Source organism: Mycobacterium europaeum, from assembly GCF_002102155.1.
Taxonomy (GTDB): Bacteria; Actinomycetota; Actinomycetes; order Mycobacteriales; family Mycobacteriaceae; genus Mycobacterium; species Mycobacterium europaeum.
This window is the reverse complement of sequence record NZ_LQOU01000040.1, coordinates 59,711-75,294: the sequence shown is the minus strand read 5'-3', so window position 1 is coordinate 75,294 and position 15,584 is coordinate 59,711. Positions and strand designations below refer to the sequence as shown.

Sequence of the window (15,584 nt, the reverse complement as noted above, 5' to 3'; positions counted from 1 at the left end):
TCAGCCCGGATTGAGGATCCGCCCCACCTCGGCGCCGGTGGCCTGACGGATCTCGGCGTCCGTCAACTCCTCGATTCCGGTCGCCGACCGCAGGATCGGCGCGAAGAGCCGCCAACCGAATTGCAGCGCAAGGGCGTTGGCGACGGCCAGCCGTCCCTCGGTCTCGTTGTGGTAGAGCGGGAGCACCCACTCGAGGAGCGCCGCGATGTTGGGGAAGCGCTTCTGCAGCTGCCCCGCCGGATACCCGTCGAGCACGGTGCGGGCCATCACGCGCATCTGCCGGTCCAGCGCCCGGTCCAGTTCGTCGGCGGGCGCCCCGGCGTCGAGCAGCGCGGTCAGGTTGGTGCCCAGGTGATCGAGCACGGCGCCGACCAGATTCTCCTTGGTGCCGAAGTGCCGGAACACCAGCCCATGATTGACGTTGGACCGGGCGGCGATGTCGCGGATCGAGGTCGCGGCGGGCCCGCGTTCGGCGAACAGGTCGGTGGCGGCCTCGAGGATGGCCGCAGCCACCTCGGCGCGCCCCGTGGGCATGTTCGCGCGGCCACTTGCGGAACCCGTAGTCATGTGACTACAGTACTCGATGTAGTCAGTTGACTACAGACCATCACACTAGGATCGAAGAAAATGACAGGTCAGATCACAGTCACCAAGCTGGGGAGCCGCATCGGCGCCAGGATCGACGGCGTGCGCCTCGGCGGCGACCTCGCCCCCGAGGCGATCGAAAAGATCCGCCAGGCGCTGTTGGCCCACAAGGTGATCTTCTTCCGCCACCAGCACCACCTCGACGACCAGGCGCAGTTGGCCTTCGCCGGCCTGCTGGGCACGCCCGTCGGCCACCCGGCCGCCGAGGTGCTCGCCGCCAAGAACGCGCCGGTCATCACGCCGATCAACTCCGAGTACGGCAAGGCCAACCGCTGGCACACCGACGTCACGTTCGTCGCCAACTACCCCGCGGCATCGATCCTGCGCGCCGTCACCCTGCCCCGCTACGGCGGCTCCACGCTGTGGACGAACACCGCCGCCGCCTACGAGCACCTGCCCGAGGCGCTCAAGGGCCTGGTCGAAGACCTGTGGGCGCTGCACACCAACCGCTACGACTACGTGACCGGCGAATCCGTGCCGGCGATGAGCGACGCGCAGCGCGCGTTCCGCCAGGCCTTCGAGAAGCCGGACTTCCGGACCGAACACCCGGTGGTGCGGGTGCACCCGGAGACCGGCGAACGCACCCTGCTGGCCGGCGACTTCGTGCGCAGCTTCGTCGGCCTGGACAGCTACGAATCAAGCGTGCTGCTGGAACTGCTGCAGCGGCGAATCACCCAGCCGGAGAACACGATTCGCTGGAACTGGGCACCGGGTGACGTCGCCATCTGGGACAACCGGGCCACCCAGCACCGGGCCATCGACGACTACGACGACCAGCCCCGGCTGATGCACCGCGTCACGCTGATGGGCGACGTGCCCGTGGACGTGCACGGACAGCGCAGCCGCGTGGTCAGCGGCGCACCCCTCGAGGCGATCGCGAGCTAGGCGCAGCCGAGCGCGGCGGGTCGCCGACCGACCAACCAGCGAGGCGATCGCGAGCTAGGCGCAGCTAGCCGGCCGAGGACACCGGCGTGATCGGCAACCAGCGCAGCGCACCGGGCGCGGTGGCCGGCACGACCGGGTGTTCCGGCGCGATCGGGTCCAACCGGCGATACGGCTGGCCCTGCGGCGGGCGCTGATCGCTCTCGCCCTTGTTCGGCCACAGCGACGCGGCCCGTTCGGCCTGCGCGGTGATCGACAGCGACGGGTTGACGCCCATGTTCGCCGAGATCGCCGCGCCGTCCACCACGAACATCGTGGGGTAGCCGTAGACCCGGTGGTAGGGGTCGATCACGCCGTGCTCGGGGCCGTCGCCGATCGCCGCGCCGCCGAGGAAGTGCGCGGTCAGCGGGATGTTGAACAGCTCGCCCCAGGTGCCGCCGGCCACGCCGTCGACCTTCTCGGCGATGCGCCGGGTGACCCTGTTCCCGACCGGGATCCAGGTCGGGTTGGGCTCCCCGTGTCCCTGCTTGCTGGTGTACCAGCGGATGCCGAGCTTCCCGCGCTTGGTGTAAGTGGTGATCGAGTTGTCCAGGTGCTGCATGACCAGGGCGATCAGGGTGCGCTCGCTCCACTGGTGGACGTTGAGCATCCGCATCATGCGGCGCGGGTCCTCGCGGGCCTGGTCCAGCAACTGCTTCCAGCGCGGCACGAAGGTTTCATCGGGCCCCTCGGGCCCAGGGCCGTCGGTCATCAGCGTCTGCAACAAGCCCATCGCGTTGGAGCCCTTGCCGTAGCGGCAGGGTTCGATGTGGGTGTCCGAGGTCGGATGGATCGACGACGTGATCGCCACCCCGTGCGTCAGGTCCAGGTTGGGGTCGACCTCGAGCTTGCCGGCGCCGACGATGGACTCGGAGTTGGTGCGGGTCAGCACGCCCAGCCTCTCGGAGAGCCGCGGCAGCTTGCCCTTGTCGCGCATCTTGAACAGCAGGTGCTGCGTGCCCCACGTGCCCGCCGCCAGGATCAGGTGCGTCGCGGTGTAGGTGCGCCGGTCCCTGCGCAGCCAGCTGCCGGTGCGCACGGTGCGGACCTCCCACATCCCGTCGGACCGCTGACCGAAGCCCTTGACCGTGGTCATCGGGATCACTTGCGCCCCAGCCGATTCGGCTAGGCCGAGGTAGTTCTTCAGCAGCGTGTTCTTGGCGCCGTAGCGGCAGCCCGTCATGCAGCAACCGCACTCCAGGCAGCCGGTGCGCTCCGGTCCCGCGCCACCGAAGTACGGGTCCGGCACGGTCTTGCCCGGCGTCTTGCTGCCGTCGGGGCCGAAGAACACCCCGACCGGGGTGGGCACGAAGGTGTCGCCGCAGCCCATCTCGTCGGCGACCTCCTTCAGGATGCGGTCGGCGTCGGTGAAGGTGGGGTTCGTGACCACCCCGAGCATGCGTTTCGCCTGCTCGTAGTGCGGCATCAACTCGTCGCGCCAGTCGGTGATGTGCGACCACTGTCGGTCCTTGAAGAACGGCTCCGGCGGCACGTAGAGCGTGTTGGCGTAGTTGAGGGAGCCGCCGCCCACCCCGGCTCCGGCCAGGATCATCACGTTGCGCAGCGGGTGGATGCGCTGAATGCCGTAGCAACCCAGCCTCGGCGCCCACAGGAACTTGCGCAGGTCCCAGGACGTCTCGGCGAAGTCCTCGTCGGCGAACCGCCGCCCGGCCTCCAATACGCCTACGCGGTAGCCCTTTTCGGTCAGCCGCAGCGCGCTGACGCTGCCCCCGAACCCCGAACCGATGATCAGAACGTCGTAATCCGGCCTCATCGCACCAGTATGGCCTTACTCACAGGTAACTAGCCAGCGGCCCCCGGCCCCGCCGCGAGTGCGCGCCCAGCCGCACACTGGGCGCCGAATGTGAGGCTAGCTGCACGCTCGGCGGAGCGACCCCCGGGCCGTCAGCCGCCGACCGTCAGCCCGACCTTCTGGAACTCCTTGAGGTCGCAATAGCCCGCCTTGGCCATGGACCGGCGCAGGCCGCCGACCAGGTTGAGGGAACCGAACGGGTCGTCGGAGGGCCCGTTGAGCACCCGCTGCAGCGGCGGGCGCTCGCCGAGGGCGATCTGCAGCAACGCCCCGCGCGGCAGCGACGGGTGCGCCGCCGCGGCCGGCCAGAACCAGCCCTCGCCGAGGGCCTCGGCGGATTCGGCGAGCGGCGTGCCGAGCACCACCGCGTCGGCCCCGCAGGCGATCGCCTTGGCCAGCTCGCCGGAGGTGTGGATGTCGCCGTCGGCCAGCACGTGCACGTAACGGCCGCCGGTCTCGTCGAGGTATTCGCGCCGCGCGGCGGCGGCGTCGGCGATGGCGGTGGCCATCGGCACGCTGATGCCCAGCACCTCGTCGCTGGTGGTCACGCCCCGGGTGGAGCCGTAGCCCACGATGACGCCGGCGGCGCCGGTGCGCATCAGGTGCAGCGCGGTGCGGTGATCGAGCACCCCGCCGGCCACCACCGGGACGTCGAGCTCGGAGATGAAGGTCTTGAGGTTCAGCGGTTCCCCGTCGCTGGCCACCCGCTCCGCCGACACGATGGTGCCCTGGATGACGAGCAGGTCGATGCCTGCCTGCAGCAGCACCGGGGTCAGCGCCTGGGCGTTTTGCGGGCTGACCCGCACCGCCGTGGTCACCCCGGCCTCCCGGATGCGGGCGACCGCGGACCCCAGCAGGTCGGGGTTCAGCGGCGCGGCGTGCAGTTCCTGCAGCAGCCGGATCGACGCCGACGGTTCGGGCTCCTTGCTGGCGGCCTCGACGAGCTGGGCGATCTTGGCCTGCACGTCGGCGTGCCGGCCGATCAACCCCTCGCCGTTGAGCACGCCCAGCCCGCCGAGGCGGCCGAGCTCGATGGCGAACTCCGGGGACACCAGCGCGTCGGTCGGGTGGGCCACCACCGGGATCTCGAACCGGTAGGCGTCCAGCTGCCAGGCGGTCGACACGTCCTGCGACGACCGGGTGCGCCGCGACGGCACGATGCTGACTTCGCTCAGCTCATAGGTGCGACGGGCGTTACGGCCCATGCCGATCTCGACCATGCCGCCCTCAGCGCGCAAAGTAGTTCGGCGCTTCGACGGTCATGGCGACGTCGTGCGGATGGCTTTCGCGCAGCCCGGCCGAGGTGATCCGGACGAACTGCGCCTGTTGCAGCGCCTCGATGGTGGCCGAGCCGGTGTAGCCCATCGCGGCGCGCAGGCCGCCGGTGAGCTGGTGGATCACCGAGGACAGCGGGCCGCGGAACGGCACCCGGCCCTCGATTCCCTCCGGCACCAACTTGTCCTCACTCAGGGCGTCGTCGGCGAAGTAGCGGTCCTTGGAGTACGACTTCGCCCCGCCCCTGCCCTGCATCGCGCCCAGCGAACCCATGCCGCGGTAGCTCTTGAATTGCTTGCCGTTGACGAAGATCAGCTCGCCGGGCGCCTCGGCGGTGCCGGCCAGCAGCGAGCCCAGCATGGCCGTGGAGGCGCCGGCGGCCAGCGCCTTGGCGATGTCGCCGGAATACTGCAGCCCGCCGTCGGCGATCACCGGCACGCCCGCCGGCCCGCACACCGCGACGGCCTCCAGGATCGCCGTGATCTGTGGCGCGCCGACCCCGGCCACCACCCGGGTGGTGCAGATCGAGCCCGGCCCCACGCCGACCTTGACCGCGTCGGCACCGGCGTGGATCAGCGCCAGGGCCGCGGAGCGGGTGGCGACGTTCCCGCCGATCACCTCGACCTTCTCGCCCACCTCGGCCTTGAGCTTGCCGACCATGTCGAGCACCAGCCGGTTGTGCGCGTGCGCGGTGTCGACGATCAACACGTCGGCCCCGGCGTCGACGAGCATCATCGCCCGGACCCAGGCGTCGCCGCCGACGCCGACCGCGGCGCCGACCAGCAGCCGTCCGTCGCTGTCCTTGGTGGCCAGCGGGTGCTGCTCGGTCTTGACGAAGTCCTTGACGGTGATCAGCCCGGTGAGCCGGCCGTGGCCGTCGACGACGGGCAGCTTCTCGATCTTGTTGCGCCGCAACAGCCCCAGCGCGGCGTCGGCGCTCACGCCCTCCTGGGCGGTGATCAGCGGGGCCTTGGTCATCACCTCGGCGACCTTGCGGGTCTGGTCGACCTCGAAGCGCATGTCGCGGTTGGTGATGATGCCGACCAGCGCCCCGGTGTCGTCGACCACCGGCAGGCCCGAGATGCGGAAGCGGGCGCACAGCGCGTCGACCTGGGCCAGGGTGTCGTCCGGGCGGCAGGTGACGGGGTCGGTCACCATACCGGCCTCGGAGCGCTTCACCATCTCGACCTGGCCGGCCTGTTCGGCGACGGGCAGGTTGCGGTGCAGCACGCCCATGCCGCCCGCCCGGGCCATCGCGATGGCCATCCGCGACTCGGTGACCGTGTCCATGGCCGAGCTGACCAGCGGCACCTTGAGCCGGATCTTCTTGGTGAGCTGGCTGGACGTGTCCGCGCTGGCGGGGACTACGTCGGAAGCCGCGGGCAGCAGCAAGACGTCGTCGAAGGTGAGGCCCAGCATCGCGACCTTGTGCGGGTTGTCACCCCCGGTGGGCACCGGGTCGTCGACCAGCCCGCCGATGCGTGGATCGCGCATGTAGGGGCCGCCGACGAGGTCGGAGCTGTCTTCCAGGTGGGACATGCCACGGGTCATCGGTGGGGCCCTCCATACGATGCGGCGCGAGAACCCCATCCTATCGGCTCGGCCACCCCGTCCCACCGCTTGCCGGGGCGCGCCGCGGCGGCCAACCCGCACGGAAACGGCGGGCGGCCTGCCTGCTGGCGTTATCCGGGCCCGGCTGCGTAGGCTAGTGTGCGTGCGCGATCACCTCCCGCCGGGCTTGCCACCCGATCCCTTCGCCGACGACCCCTGCGATCCGTCGGCGGCGCTGGAAGCCGTAGAGCCGGGGCAGCCCCTGGACGCCCAGGAGCGGATGGCGGTCGAGGCCGACCTCGCCGACCTGGCGGTGTACGAAGCCCTGTTGGCGCACAAGGGCATCCGCGGGCTGGTGGTGTGCTGCGACGAATGCCAGCAGGACCACTACCACGACTGGGACATGCTCCGGGCGAACCTGTTGCAGCTGCTGATCGACGGCACCGTGCGCCCGCACGAGCCGGCCTACGACCCCGAACCGGACGCCTACGTCACGTGGGACTACTGCCGGGGATACGCGGACGCCTCGCTCAACGAGGCCACCTCAGACGCCGACGGCTACCGCCGCTAACGGCTGGGCCCCGTCAGGGAGTGTTCGGCGTCACCGTTGAAGTCTGGCCATGATGCCGGTGCTTGCTCCACGACTGACTCGGCGACGGCGTCGCTGACGCGGCCGGGGAACCCTCGGACGGCGTAGCGGCCGCCGTCGGGACCGGGGTGGGCGGTGTCGACCAGGCCGACGGCGTGTTCGCCGGGGGCGGCAGCGTCGCGTGGGGGTTGCGCGACGCGACCCTGAGATTCAACAGCTTCAGTTGATTGGTCAGCTCCTGTTTGCCGGCCGGGTCGTCGATCGACTGGACCAGGCTGCTCACCTCGGTCAGCTGATTCTTGGCCTCGTCCCAGCGGCCCTGGTCGATCGATTCCTGCACCTTGGCCAGGTCCGCCCTGGCCGACAGCAGGGCCTGATGCTTCTCGTTGACCCGGGGCTGGTCGAAGAACATCGCGTGCATCCCGTACAGCGTCGTCCCGGGGCGGGCCTCGACCACCATCGCGCCGAAGCCGCTCAGGACCAGCAGCGCGGCGGCCACCGAACCGATCGTCGCGAGGCCGCGGCGACCGCGGCGGCGGTCGGCCAACCCGGTGCGCAGGGCGGTGACCGCCTCTTCGGCCGACACCAGCGCGCTGGCCGGCGGCCACCGCAGGTTGTCGCGCCAGTCCTCCAGCAAGGTGGCCATCGCGTCGACGTCGGGGTCACCCACGTGCACCGGACGCCGCTCGGCGAGTGCGTCGAGGAGCAGATCGGTGCGGGCGAATTCGTCCAGGGGTTCAGGCACAGTCACCTGCCGCGATCATCTCGGACTTCAACCGCGACAGCGCGCGGTGCTGGGCCACCCGGACCGCTCCGGTGGTGCTGCCGACGGCGGACGCGGTCTCCTCGGCGGACAGGCCGACGACGACACGCAGGATCAGGATCTCCCGCTGCTTGGCGGGCAGGATTTCCAGCAGTTCACTCATCCGGCTGACCGAATCCGCCTCGATGGCCCGCTGTTCCGGGCCCGCTTCGGACGACCAGCGCTCGGGGATCACCTCGGTGGGGTAGGACAGATCGCGGCCGGCGGCGCGATGGGCGTCCGCGACCTTGTGCGCCGCGATGCCGTACAGGAAGGCGAGAAAGGGACGTCCCCGGTCCCGGTAACGCGGCAGCGCCGTGATAGTCGCCAAGCACACCTCCTGTGCCACATCATCCGCTGACAGGCCACCCCGCTCGACTGTCCCGACCCGCGCGCGGCAATATCGCACGACAATCGGACGGATGGTCTCCAGCACCTCCCGTAGTGCGTTGCTGTCCCCCGCCACGGCCTTGGCCACCACGGCGTCGAGACGATCCCCTTGAATTGTCATCGACGGCGGTATCTCCAACGTTACGAACCGGGCACATCGCGGGCTAACCGGGCTAACTAACTAAATGACAATAACGGGCACAGGGCCATTTCAAGCGGAACGCCACGTCCCACCGGCGCGCCGCACTTGGCCTGCGCAGACATCGCGAATTTCGCGCAGCTGTTGTGTCGAATACGTGACGCTACCGACATCAATCAGCAAGCACGCCAACGCCCACCGCAGCGGGACGAGCCCGAGCGCGCCCGCGGCGTCCGCGGCGGCCTCCGCCACCGCGCGGGCGCGCTGGACGGCCCCGGCGCTGCACAGGGCGGCCGCCAGCACCACCTGGCTCTTGACCGCGTGCCGCTCCGACGGGATGGCCATGGCTCCCGCGAGTTGCACCGCTTCGTTGGCCTGCCGGACGGCGAGGGCCCCGTCGCCGCGGGCCATCGCCAGCTCGGCGGCCACCCACGCGCGGCGCACCGGCTGCCGGTCGGGCACCGGGGCGGCGCCGAGCTCGGTGTCCGCGCGGGCCAGCAGTGCCGCCGCGGCCGGGAAACGGCCGACACCCAAGGCGTCGGCCGCCAACCCGATCAGGGCGTCGGCCCGCGCCTCGGCGGCGTCGTCGCCCCCACCCGCCAGCGCCAGGGCGCGGCCGTCCCAGCCGCGCGCCACGGAATGCCAACCGAGTTGGCGCAGAAAGGATCCCTGTGTGCTGTGGGCCAGGGAGACCAGCGGACCGGCGGGGGCGCTGCGCCGCAGCACCGCCAGATCGCGGTAGGCGCTGCCGTAGTGGCCCTGCCCGCCCGCGGCCACGGCCCGCAGCCACAAGTCGCGCGGCGTTTGCGCCGACGGCAGCGGCCAAGTCCCGGGCCGGTCACCGAAGGCGGCGGCGGCCAACGTTTGCCCAATCACGGAAGTGTGACGAGTTTCAATCACCACGATGGGAGTAAACAGTTTGTGCTGTTCGCGTTACCGAACTGTTAATCACGATAGGTCCTGTACTAATCGCGGTTGGCTGCCCCTTGGCCCGTGAGCTGGGAAATCTTGTTTCGGTCAAGTGCCTGATAGCACGGTGCGCGTTTCGTCTTCGGGCGGCAGATGAACGCGACGTTAATTCTTTTATAACCATTACATACTTTGTCGGGCTAAGTGGCTATTGACGCAAATTCGCCGTCCGCCCTAACGTCTACGCATGACGGGTAGTCATCGGTGACGCCGCTTCATTTTCAGTTGCACAATCGCTTCGCGATCATGACCTTACTGGGCGTGCCGTGCAGAGAGGGAAACACCAATGCCACAGCTGGAGCAGCTACCTGGACCCAACGCCGACATCTGGAACTGGCAACTTCAGGGCTTGTGCCGTGGCGTGGACTCGTCGATGTTCTTCCATCCCGACGGCGAGCGCGGCCGCGCCCGCATGCAGCGCGAGCAGCGCGCCAAGGAGATGTGCCGGCGGTGCCCCGTGATCGAGGCCTGCCGCTCCCATGCGCTGGAAGTCGGTGAGCCCTATGGGGTTTGGGGTGGTTTGTCCGAGTCGGAGCGCGACCTGCTGCTGAAGGGCGACATCGGCCGCACCCGCGGCATCCGCCGTTCGGCCTGAGCCCGGGCCCGAGCGGGCCTGCCGCCGTGCGCGGCCGGCCCGTTTGGGCTGCGGCCAATGCGGGTAGGCCCGGCCCATGAAAAGGGGCGTATCCTTCGCGACCGCAATGCTTGCCGCAGCCGTTGCGCCGTTGGCCGCATGCGCAAATCAGCAGGGTGGCCAGGCCACCAGCTCGACGTCCTCGAGCGCGCCGCCCGGCACGGAGCGGATGACGACGCAGTTGAAGAGCGCCGACGGAAACCAGGTCGGCACCGCCACCATCGATTTCGCTAACGGTTATGCCACGGTCACCGTGGAGACCGGACCCAACCAGGTTCTCAGTCCCGGCTTCCACGGGCTGGAAATCCATTCCGTGGGCAAGTGCGAGGCCAATTCGGCCCCGCCCGCGGGGGGCTCGACCGGGGACTTCGACTCCGCGGGAAGCGTCTACCAGGCGCCGGATCACACCGGTTTCCCGGCCAGCGGCGACCTGACCGCATTGCAGGTGCGCAACGACGGCTCGGCGAAGCTCGTCACCACCACCAACCTGTTGACGGCCTCGGACCTGCGCAGCAGCTCGGGTACCGCGCTCATCGTCCACCAGACCGCGGACAACCTGAGCAACGGCGCCACCGGTGAGTCCGGCAAGCGGGTGGCCTGCGGTGTGCTGGCCGCGGCCTCCGCGACGACGACCTCGTCCACCTCGACGACGACCAGCGTCACGACGATCACCACCACGACCGCCGTGCCGCCGCCGTCGACGAGTACGAGCACGAGCACGAGCACCGTCACGGTCACCAGCGGCCCGCCGTCCACGTCCACGCTGCCGACCACGACGGGGACCACTCCGCCAAGCCTTCCGCCCAGCCCCTGACACACGCAGTCCGGCGCCTACCCTGCTGACATGCAGAAGGTGCTGTTCATGCTCGGGTTGGTCCTGTTCCTGCTCGGCTTGTTCACCGGCTTCGCCGTCCCCGCGCTGAAAAACCCACGCATGGCGCTGTCGAGCCACCTCGAGGCAGTCCTCAACGGCATGTTCCTCGTGCTGCTCGGGCTGCTCTGGCCGCACATCCGCCTGCCCGCGGCGTGGGGGGCCACGGCGGTCGTGCTGATCGTCTACTCCGCCTACGCGAACTGGCTGGCGACCCTGCTCGCGGCGGCCTGGGGCGCCGGCCGCAGACTCGCGCCCATCGCGGCGGCCGACCACGAGGCCGCCGCGGCCAAGGAGCGGATCGTCAGCTTCCTGTTGGTGTCACTCGCGGTGGCGATCGTGGTCGGTGTGGGCATCGTCGTCGTGGGGCTCTGTTAGGCGGCCGCTCGCCCGACGTGTCCGTGGAAGTGTTGGCCGTGCTTCCGGACGATATGTGCACGTGCTTAGGTCGGGATTGTGAAATCCCTCGCTGAGCTGTTTCGCGACACGGTCGCGGCTCGGATAGTGGTTGCCGCCGTGTTCGGAGTCGCCGTCGCCCTCGGGGTGGGTAACACGGTCGGCTGGCGATTCGCGCTCGCCGGTTGGATCGTTACCGCTGGCATCTACGTGGTGTGGACGCGGATCCTTCTGGGCGGCATGGATGCCGATCAAACCTGCGAGTACGTGACGAGGGAGGACCCCACCCGGTGGGTAGCCGACGCGGTCATCGTGTCGGCGAGCGTCGCGAGCCTGGGCGGCGTCGGTTACGTGGTAGCCGCCTCGTCGCGCTCGGGCCCCGGAGCCGTAGAAGCCGCTGTTGTCGGCGTCCTGACCGTCGCCGCATCCTGGTTTGCCGTACACACGTTGTTCACCGTCCACTACGCGCGGCTGTATTACTCGGACGAGGCGGGTGGAATCAACTTCCACGACCCGGAGCGGCCCAACTTTCGGGACTTTGCGTACGTGGCTTTCACCGTTGGCATGACCTATCAGGTGTCAGACACCGAGATCGGACTGACATCCATCAGGGCGACGGTGTTGCGCCATGCGTTGCTGTCCTATCTCCTCGGCGCGGTCGTCCTGGCGGTCACCATCAACCTGATCGCGGGGTTGGGCTCCAAGTTGTCGTGACCTCATGGCGGCAGGCTCAGAGAACGAAATACCCTCGGCACCGAGCCTGGGGTGTTTCGTCCCAAACGGTTCTGGTGGTGGTCGTGATGCCCGTGGCGGTGGTCATCGTGGGCGTCGACCGGGCTTGTCGACGATCGCCGTCTCGGTGGTACGGAATTACAGCTATAGGTGCTCACCGTGATCAGCTGAATGAATGCCGCACCAAAACCATCCGCACCAAACGTGGCGTCGGCCACGAATCTTGCCGGCCAACCCCAGGGTGCGTTGGCACACGCCCAGCGGATGGGCCCGACAGCAAAAATGGCGACTGCCGGGGTACAACACCGCCGCGGCCTACTGACCACTCCGACTGGGCGCCTTACTCAATCTCCCGGGTTAGGTGCCGCCGTATCTCGTGGCCGATGGTGGCCGATTGTCGGTACTGGCCGTCAGTGACGTCGTGGTACCAGGTGCTTTTCCCGGGCCCCGGCAACCCGGCCTCCCGCAATGCGACCGACAGCGGGCGGTAGGAGGGCGTGAGCGGTATGCGGTCAACGATGTGGACGATGGCGGGACGCTGATCCCGGGGAAGGCCGCATAATGCGGTGGTCAGGGCAGCCCCGGTGAGGGTGGCGCCCGTGTCGAGCGCCACGGCCGCAACCGCGACGTCGTGCGTGTCGGTCGCAACGGGGTAGACCACGGCCAGGTCGATCGCGGCGATGTCGCCTAGGGCGTCGCAGATCGGCTGGCAGAAGACCGGTCCGCGACTCGACTGGATCACCGTGTTCCTGTTGTCGACGAACCAGTAGTCGCCGTCGCCGTCGCGGCGAAACAGGTGGTCCGTGGTGATCCACGTGTCCCCCTCGGCGAATACCCCGCGCATCGACACGCGTGCGGTATCGAGTCCGGAGCGCGGCTTCGCTAGCAGCACGCCCACCTCGTCGTCTGCGCAAGGGCACACGAAGCCGTGGTCATCCTCGATGAAGCGGCCCGTCGCGGCGTCGTAGCGTCCGAGCCGAATCTCGGTGCTGCCCGGCAGCGGCCGACCCTTGGCGCCGGTCTTCGTGCCGGCGACATTGGCCAGCACCGCGTCCCCCTCGGTGGAGGCATAGAATTCCAACACCCGGGCCGGGGCGAAACGGTCGGTGACCTTGTGCCACAGCCCGATTGGCATCCCGGCTCCGATGAACAGGCGGATCGGATGATGTTCGGCAAGCTCGGGCGACGTCGCCTCCACCAGTTCGAGCAGCATGGCCCAGGTGTAGGTCACCACCGTCACCCCGTACCGGTGAACCTCGTCGGCGAACCGCGTTGGGTCGACGCCCCGGGTCAACGCGATGCGCGACCCGCCGGCGATCGCGCCGCCGAGGCCGACCATCAGACCCGACGGATGGTGCAGCGGGGTCAGGCAATAGATCGTGTCACCGCGGCCGAGCGCGGCGGCAGCGGCCGTGCCGTAGGCCGACAGCGCCCACCGATGATTGGTGACCTCCTTGATCACCCGGCGTCCTCCCGTCGTGCTGAAGAACACGAAGGCGAGATCACTTGCCCGGCCAGGGTTCGGCCGATACCACTGGGGGAGCGGCTCGGCGGACGGATCGAGGCGGTCTAGCTCGACGATCTGGTCCGACTCCGTCCGGCCGAGCTCCGCGGTGCTTCGATGACCGAGGACGAGCACCCTCGCGCCGATCGCGACGGCCGCCGCCAGATGGTTTGGGTCCGTGACGATGTCGGCCACCTCGCACAACTGGACGGCGGCGGCGAGGTCGGCGTCTGGGGGCAGCAGCACCGCCACCGCGCCGAGCCGCGACAGTGCCGCGATCGCGGTCACGGCGCTGGGGCTGGTGTCCATCAACACACCGATGTGGGCTCCCTGGCGGATACCGGCGGCGATGAGGCCGCGCACCGCGTCGTCGATGCAGTGATCAACCGCCGCGTTGGTGTGAACCCGATCCTCGAAGAGAAAGCATTCTTCCTCCGGCGCTTTGGTCGCCTGTTCGGCCATCAACCCGCCCAACGACACCCGGGTATGGGGCTGCAGTCCCCCCAGGCGGGCGAGCCGGGGCAGGGTACGCACGGCCTCCCCTGCGATCTCCCTGCCGCTGCGCACCGCCCCCACCGCGGCGTCGGTCAACCCCAGGCTCACACCGATGCCAAGTTCGGCCAGCGCACCCGCCGAGTGACCGATACGCGACGACAGCCCGACACCGCCGTCGATCCCGACGCCGCGGACGGCCTCCATCGCATGCACGCCGTCCGGCCTCGGCCCTCGACCGTCTCGCCACAGCATCCACTGTCCGACGGTGGGCCACGTCTGCGTGGCGGCGGTCGATCCGACAACGAGCCCGAAATGACCGGTGCGCAAAAGCACCTCGAATACCCCGGCGCGAGGCGCGGCCCGCCGGATTCCCCGCACGGACGCGGGCCGGCCGATGCCGTCGATCTCGCCGATGAAAGCAAGGACCGGACAAGTGATTTCAGCGAGCGTGATCAACGTGCCATCGATCACCGCGCCGCCGGCCATCATGCGGTTATGGACCACGAACTGCCGTAACAGTTCGGCGACGGCGGGACCCGACCATGCCACCCAGCCCTCCACCTCGAGGAAACGACGTTGCTGTTCCCTGGGCAGCAACGCCTCTCGGTCATGGAGTTGCCGGAGAAAGTCCCACCTGGCCCGGACCGTCTTGATCGGGTCCAGAAGTTGAAACCCGGTCCGGGCCATCCATCCGGACACCGAGAGACGGTTGAAGACGTGGTCGGCGATCAGCTGGGCGCCGCGGCCCGCCAGGGCCGCGGGAATTCCGAACGGCAGACCGCTGAGCGAATCGACGGAGCTACCGAATGTGATGACGCTGGCCAGGCCCTCGGAACGTCGGTAGGCCGCGGTTTGATAGCAGAACATGCCGCCCTGCGAGTAGCCCGCCAAATGCACCTTGCGGCCGGTGTGGGCGTTTACCGAGTCGATGACCCGGCTCAGCGCGACGACATGGTCGCTCAAAGTGCGTTCGAGCCCACCGGTTTCCCGGTCCGGTGAACCGAAGTCCACCACCCACGGGTCCACACCGAGATCATGCAGGACTCCGACCGCGCCCTGGTCTCTGGTGACGTCAAACACGTTGGCCGACATCATCATCGGCGGCACAAGTATTACCGTTGGCCGTGACGGGTCGTTCGCGCTATCGGGGAAGTAGCGTCGAAGCCGGTACATGTCGCATCGTTCCACGGTCTGAAACGGCGACGTACGGGATCCGGTCTCGAGGCCACCGAACCGCAGCACCTCGACACCGTTCTGCACGGTCGCGATCACCCGGCTAGCGGGACCGGTAATCAGGTCGCTACCCCATTTCACTGAGACCACACGTCTTTTCGGGATGCTCCGCATCGGACGCCGACCCTTGGAGGCTGGCCAGCGCCGCACTGACGGTGTTGACGGCCGGCAGCCAGCCGTCCGGATCGCAGATTCGTAGCAGCAGAGATACCGCAGCACCGGGCACCAACGCCCAGTCCAGTCCAGCGCACGCGCAGCTCACCGAGATTCTGTGCAGCGCCGAGAAACCCGCGGCGCCAAAGAATTCCAGACGGGTCAGATCAAGGATCAGCCCACGGCAGCGCGCCAGCTGGGCGAGTGCGTACTCGGTGAAGGTGCGTACGTTCGTCTGGTCGATGTCGCCGTCGGCGCTGACAATGGCCACCGACGACTTCAGCCAGTGAGCATCCAATCGCGCCAATTGGCCTTTGCGCGGCGCGCTGGAAATGGCATCACCCGGCAGGGCGGAAGGGGACATCAAAGAGTCGGTCATGGTGACCCCGTCGGACGGACGATCACCGGCATGTCAGGCTCGGAGCTAACGCGCTCCTAGGATTCAGCAGCGTACGGCCAAAACCGGTCCGGA

General features: G+C 68.8%; 15 protein-coding genes. 6 read left to right on the top strand and 9 right to left on the bottom strand.

Annotation, left to right across the window (positions count from 1 at the left end; translation table 11 throughout):
• Positions 1-567 (bottom strand): TetR/AcrR family transcriptional regulator, encoded by a 567-nt coding sequence (locus AWC03_RS18665; RefSeq protein WP_085242199.1) that lies wholly within the window; start codon positions 565-567, stop codon positions 1-3.
• Between the two features lie 60 nt (positions 568-627).
• Between AWC03_RS18665 and AWC03_RS18660 the strand changes: the two genes are divergently transcribed.
• On the top strand, positions 628-1,530 hold the full coding sequence (locus tag AWC03_RS18660; protein WP_085242198.1) for a TauD/TfdA dioxygenase family protein: 903 nt from the start codon (positions 628-630) through the stop codon (positions 1,528-1,530).
• A 64-nt stretch (positions 1,531-1,594) separates the two neighbouring features.
• On the opposite strand, the gene AWC03_RS18655 is transcribed toward AWC03_RS18660, so the two are convergent.
• The 3 genes from AWC03_RS18655 to guaB all read right to left on the bottom strand — a co-directional run bounded on the left by AWC03_RS18655 (position 1,595) and on the right by guaB (position 6,205).
• Complete coding sequence (locus tag AWC03_RS18655; protein ID WP_085242197.1) at positions 1,595-3,340, bottom strand: GMC oxidoreductase; 1,746 nt, start codon at positions 3,338-3,340, stop codon at positions 1,595-1,597.
• A 131-nt stretch (positions 3,341-3,471) separates the two neighbouring features.
• The gene (locus AWC03_RS18650; RefSeq protein WP_085242196.1) at positions 3,472-4,599 is read right to left on the bottom strand and encodes a GuaB3 family IMP dehydrogenase-related protein; all 1,128 of its coding nucleotides are present in this window, start codon (positions 4,597-4,599) and stop codon (positions 3,472-3,474) included.
• A gap of 7 nt (positions 4,600-4,606) precedes the next feature.
• Entirely contained in the window at positions 4,607-6,205 is a 1,599-nt protein-coding gene (guaB, locus tag AWC03_RS18645) for an IMP dehydrogenase (protein ID WP_085242195.1), read from the bottom strand.
• 163 nt (positions 6,206-6,368) lie between these two features.
• Between guaB and AWC03_RS18640 the strand changes: the two genes are divergently transcribed.
• Positions 6,369-6,776 carry a DUF5319 domain-containing protein gene (locus AWC03_RS18640; protein WP_046186907.1) on the top strand — a complete coding sequence of 136 codons (408 nt, stop codon included), beginning with the start codon at positions 6,369-6,371 and terminating at the stop codon, positions 6,774-6,776.
• A gap of 13 nt (positions 6,777-6,789) precedes the next feature.
• Here AWC03_RS18640 and AWC03_RS18635 read toward each other — a convergent pair whose 3' ends face one another.
• The 3 genes from AWC03_RS18635 to AWC03_RS18625 all read right to left on the bottom strand — a co-directional run bounded on the left by AWC03_RS18635 (position 6,790) and on the right by AWC03_RS18625 (position 9,025).
• Positions 6,790-7,545 (bottom strand): anti-sigma-D factor RsdA, encoded by a 756-nt coding sequence (locus tag AWC03_RS18635; protein ID WP_211279253.1) that lies wholly within the window; start codon positions 7,543-7,545, stop codon positions 6,790-6,792.
• Positions 7,532-8,107: a sigma-70 family RNA polymerase sigma factor gene (locus tag AWC03_RS18630; RefSeq protein WP_085242193.1), complete on the bottom strand. Its 576-nt coding sequence runs from the start codon at positions 8,105-8,107 to the stop codon at positions 7,532-7,534. The genes AWC03_RS18635 and AWC03_RS18630 overlap by 14 nt, the downstream gene beginning before the upstream one ends.
• A gap of 90 nt (positions 8,108-8,197) precedes the next feature.
• The gene (locus AWC03_RS18625) at positions 8,198-9,025 is read right to left on the bottom strand and encodes a hypothetical protein (protein WP_090423390.1); all 828 of its coding nucleotides are present in this window, start codon (positions 9,023-9,025) and stop codon (positions 8,198-8,200) included.
• Between the two features lie 355 nt (positions 9,026-9,380).
• Here AWC03_RS18625 and whiB3 point away from each other — a divergent pair, with 355 nt between their 5' ends.
• The 4 genes from whiB3 (at position 9,381) to AWC03_RS18605 (ending at position 11,709) form a co-directional block, all read left to right on the top strand.
• Positions 9,381-9,689 (top strand): redox-responsive transcriptional regulator WhiB3, encoded by a 309-nt coding sequence (gene whiB3 / locus AWC03_RS18620; RefSeq protein WP_085242191.1) that lies wholly within the window; start codon positions 9,381-9,383, stop codon positions 9,687-9,689.
• Between the two features lie 76 nt (positions 9,690-9,765).
• Entirely contained in the window at positions 9,766-10,542 is a 777-nt protein-coding gene (locus AWC03_RS18615; RefSeq protein ID WP_085242190.1) for a superoxide dismutase family protein, read from the top strand.
• Between the two features lie 30 nt (positions 10,543-10,572).
• The gene (locus AWC03_RS18610; protein WP_085242189.1) at positions 10,573-10,977 is read left to right on the top strand and encodes a styrene oxide isomerase; all 405 of its coding nucleotides are present in this window, start codon (positions 10,573-10,575) and stop codon (positions 10,975-10,977) included.
• Between the two features lie 78 nt (positions 10,978-11,055).
• On the top strand, positions 11,056-11,709 hold the full coding sequence (locus AWC03_RS18605) for a DUF1345 domain-containing protein (RefSeq protein WP_085242188.1): 654 nt from the start codon (positions 11,056-11,058) through the stop codon (positions 11,707-11,709).
• 358 nt (positions 11,710-12,067) lie between these two features.
• Here the strand turns inward: AWC03_RS18605 and AWC03_RS18600 are convergent, their stop codons facing one another.
• Positions 12,068-15,073 carry an AMP-binding protein gene (locus tag AWC03_RS18600; protein WP_085242187.1) on the bottom strand — a complete coding sequence of 1,002 codons (3,006 nt, stop codon included), beginning with the start codon at positions 15,071-15,073 and terminating at the stop codon, positions 12,068-12,070.
• Positions 15,027-15,491: an STAS domain-containing protein gene (locus AWC03_RS18595; RefSeq protein WP_085242227.1), complete on the bottom strand. Its 465-nt coding sequence runs from the start codon at positions 15,489-15,491 to the stop codon at positions 15,027-15,029. Before AWC03_RS18595 ends, AWC03_RS18600 begins: the two co-directional genes overlap by 47 nt.
• Between the last annotated feature and the right edge of the window lie 93 nt (positions 15,492-15,584).

What these genes read in the sequence shown, in the direction of transcription:
- AWC03_RS18610 (WP_085242189.1), top strand. Translation starts at nt 10,573, where the DNA reads ATGCAGAAGGTGCTGTTCATGCTCGGGTTGGTCCTGTTCCTGCTCGGC.
- AWC03_RS18650 (WP_085242196.1), bottom strand. Translation starts at nt 4,599, where the DNA reads ATGGTCGAGATCGGCATGGGCCGTAACGCCCGTCGCACCTATGAGCTG.
- whiB3 (WP_085242191.1), top strand. Translation starts at nt 9,381, where the DNA reads ATGCCACAGCTGGAGCAGCTACCTGGACCCAACGCCGACATCTGGAAC.
- guaB (WP_085242195.1), bottom strand. Translation starts at nt 6,205, where the DNA reads ATGACCCGTGGCATGTCCCACCTGGAAGACAGCTCCGACCTCGTCGGC.
- AWC03_RS18665 (WP_085242199.1), bottom strand. Translation starts at nt 567, where the DNA reads ATGACTACGGGTTCCGCAAGTGGCCGCGCGAACATGCCCACGGGGCGC.
- AWC03_RS18615 (WP_085242190.1), top strand. Translation starts at nt 9,766, where the DNA reads ATGAAAAGGGGCGTATCCTTCGCGACCGCAATGCTTGCCGCAGCCGTT.
- AWC03_RS18655 (WP_085242197.1), bottom strand. Translation starts at nt 3,340, where the DNA reads ATGAGGCCGGATTACGACGTTCTGATCATCGGTTCGGGGTTCGGGGGC.
- AWC03_RS18600 (WP_085242187.1), bottom strand. Translation starts at nt 15,073, where the DNA reads ATGCGGAGCATCCCGAAAAGACGTGTGGTCTCAGTGAAATGGGGTAGC.
- AWC03_RS18595 (WP_085242227.1), bottom strand. Translation starts at nt 15,491, where the DNA reads ATGACCGACTCTTTGATGTCCCCTTCCGCCCTGCCGGGTGATGCCATT.
- AWC03_RS18630 (WP_085242193.1), bottom strand. Translation starts at nt 8,107, where the DNA reads ATGACAATTCAAGGGGATCGTCTCGACGCCGTGGTGGCCAAGGCCGTG.
- AWC03_RS18660 (WP_085242198.1), top strand. Translation starts at nt 628, where the DNA reads ATGACAGGTCAGATCACAGTCACCAAGCTGGGGAGCCGCATCGGCGCC.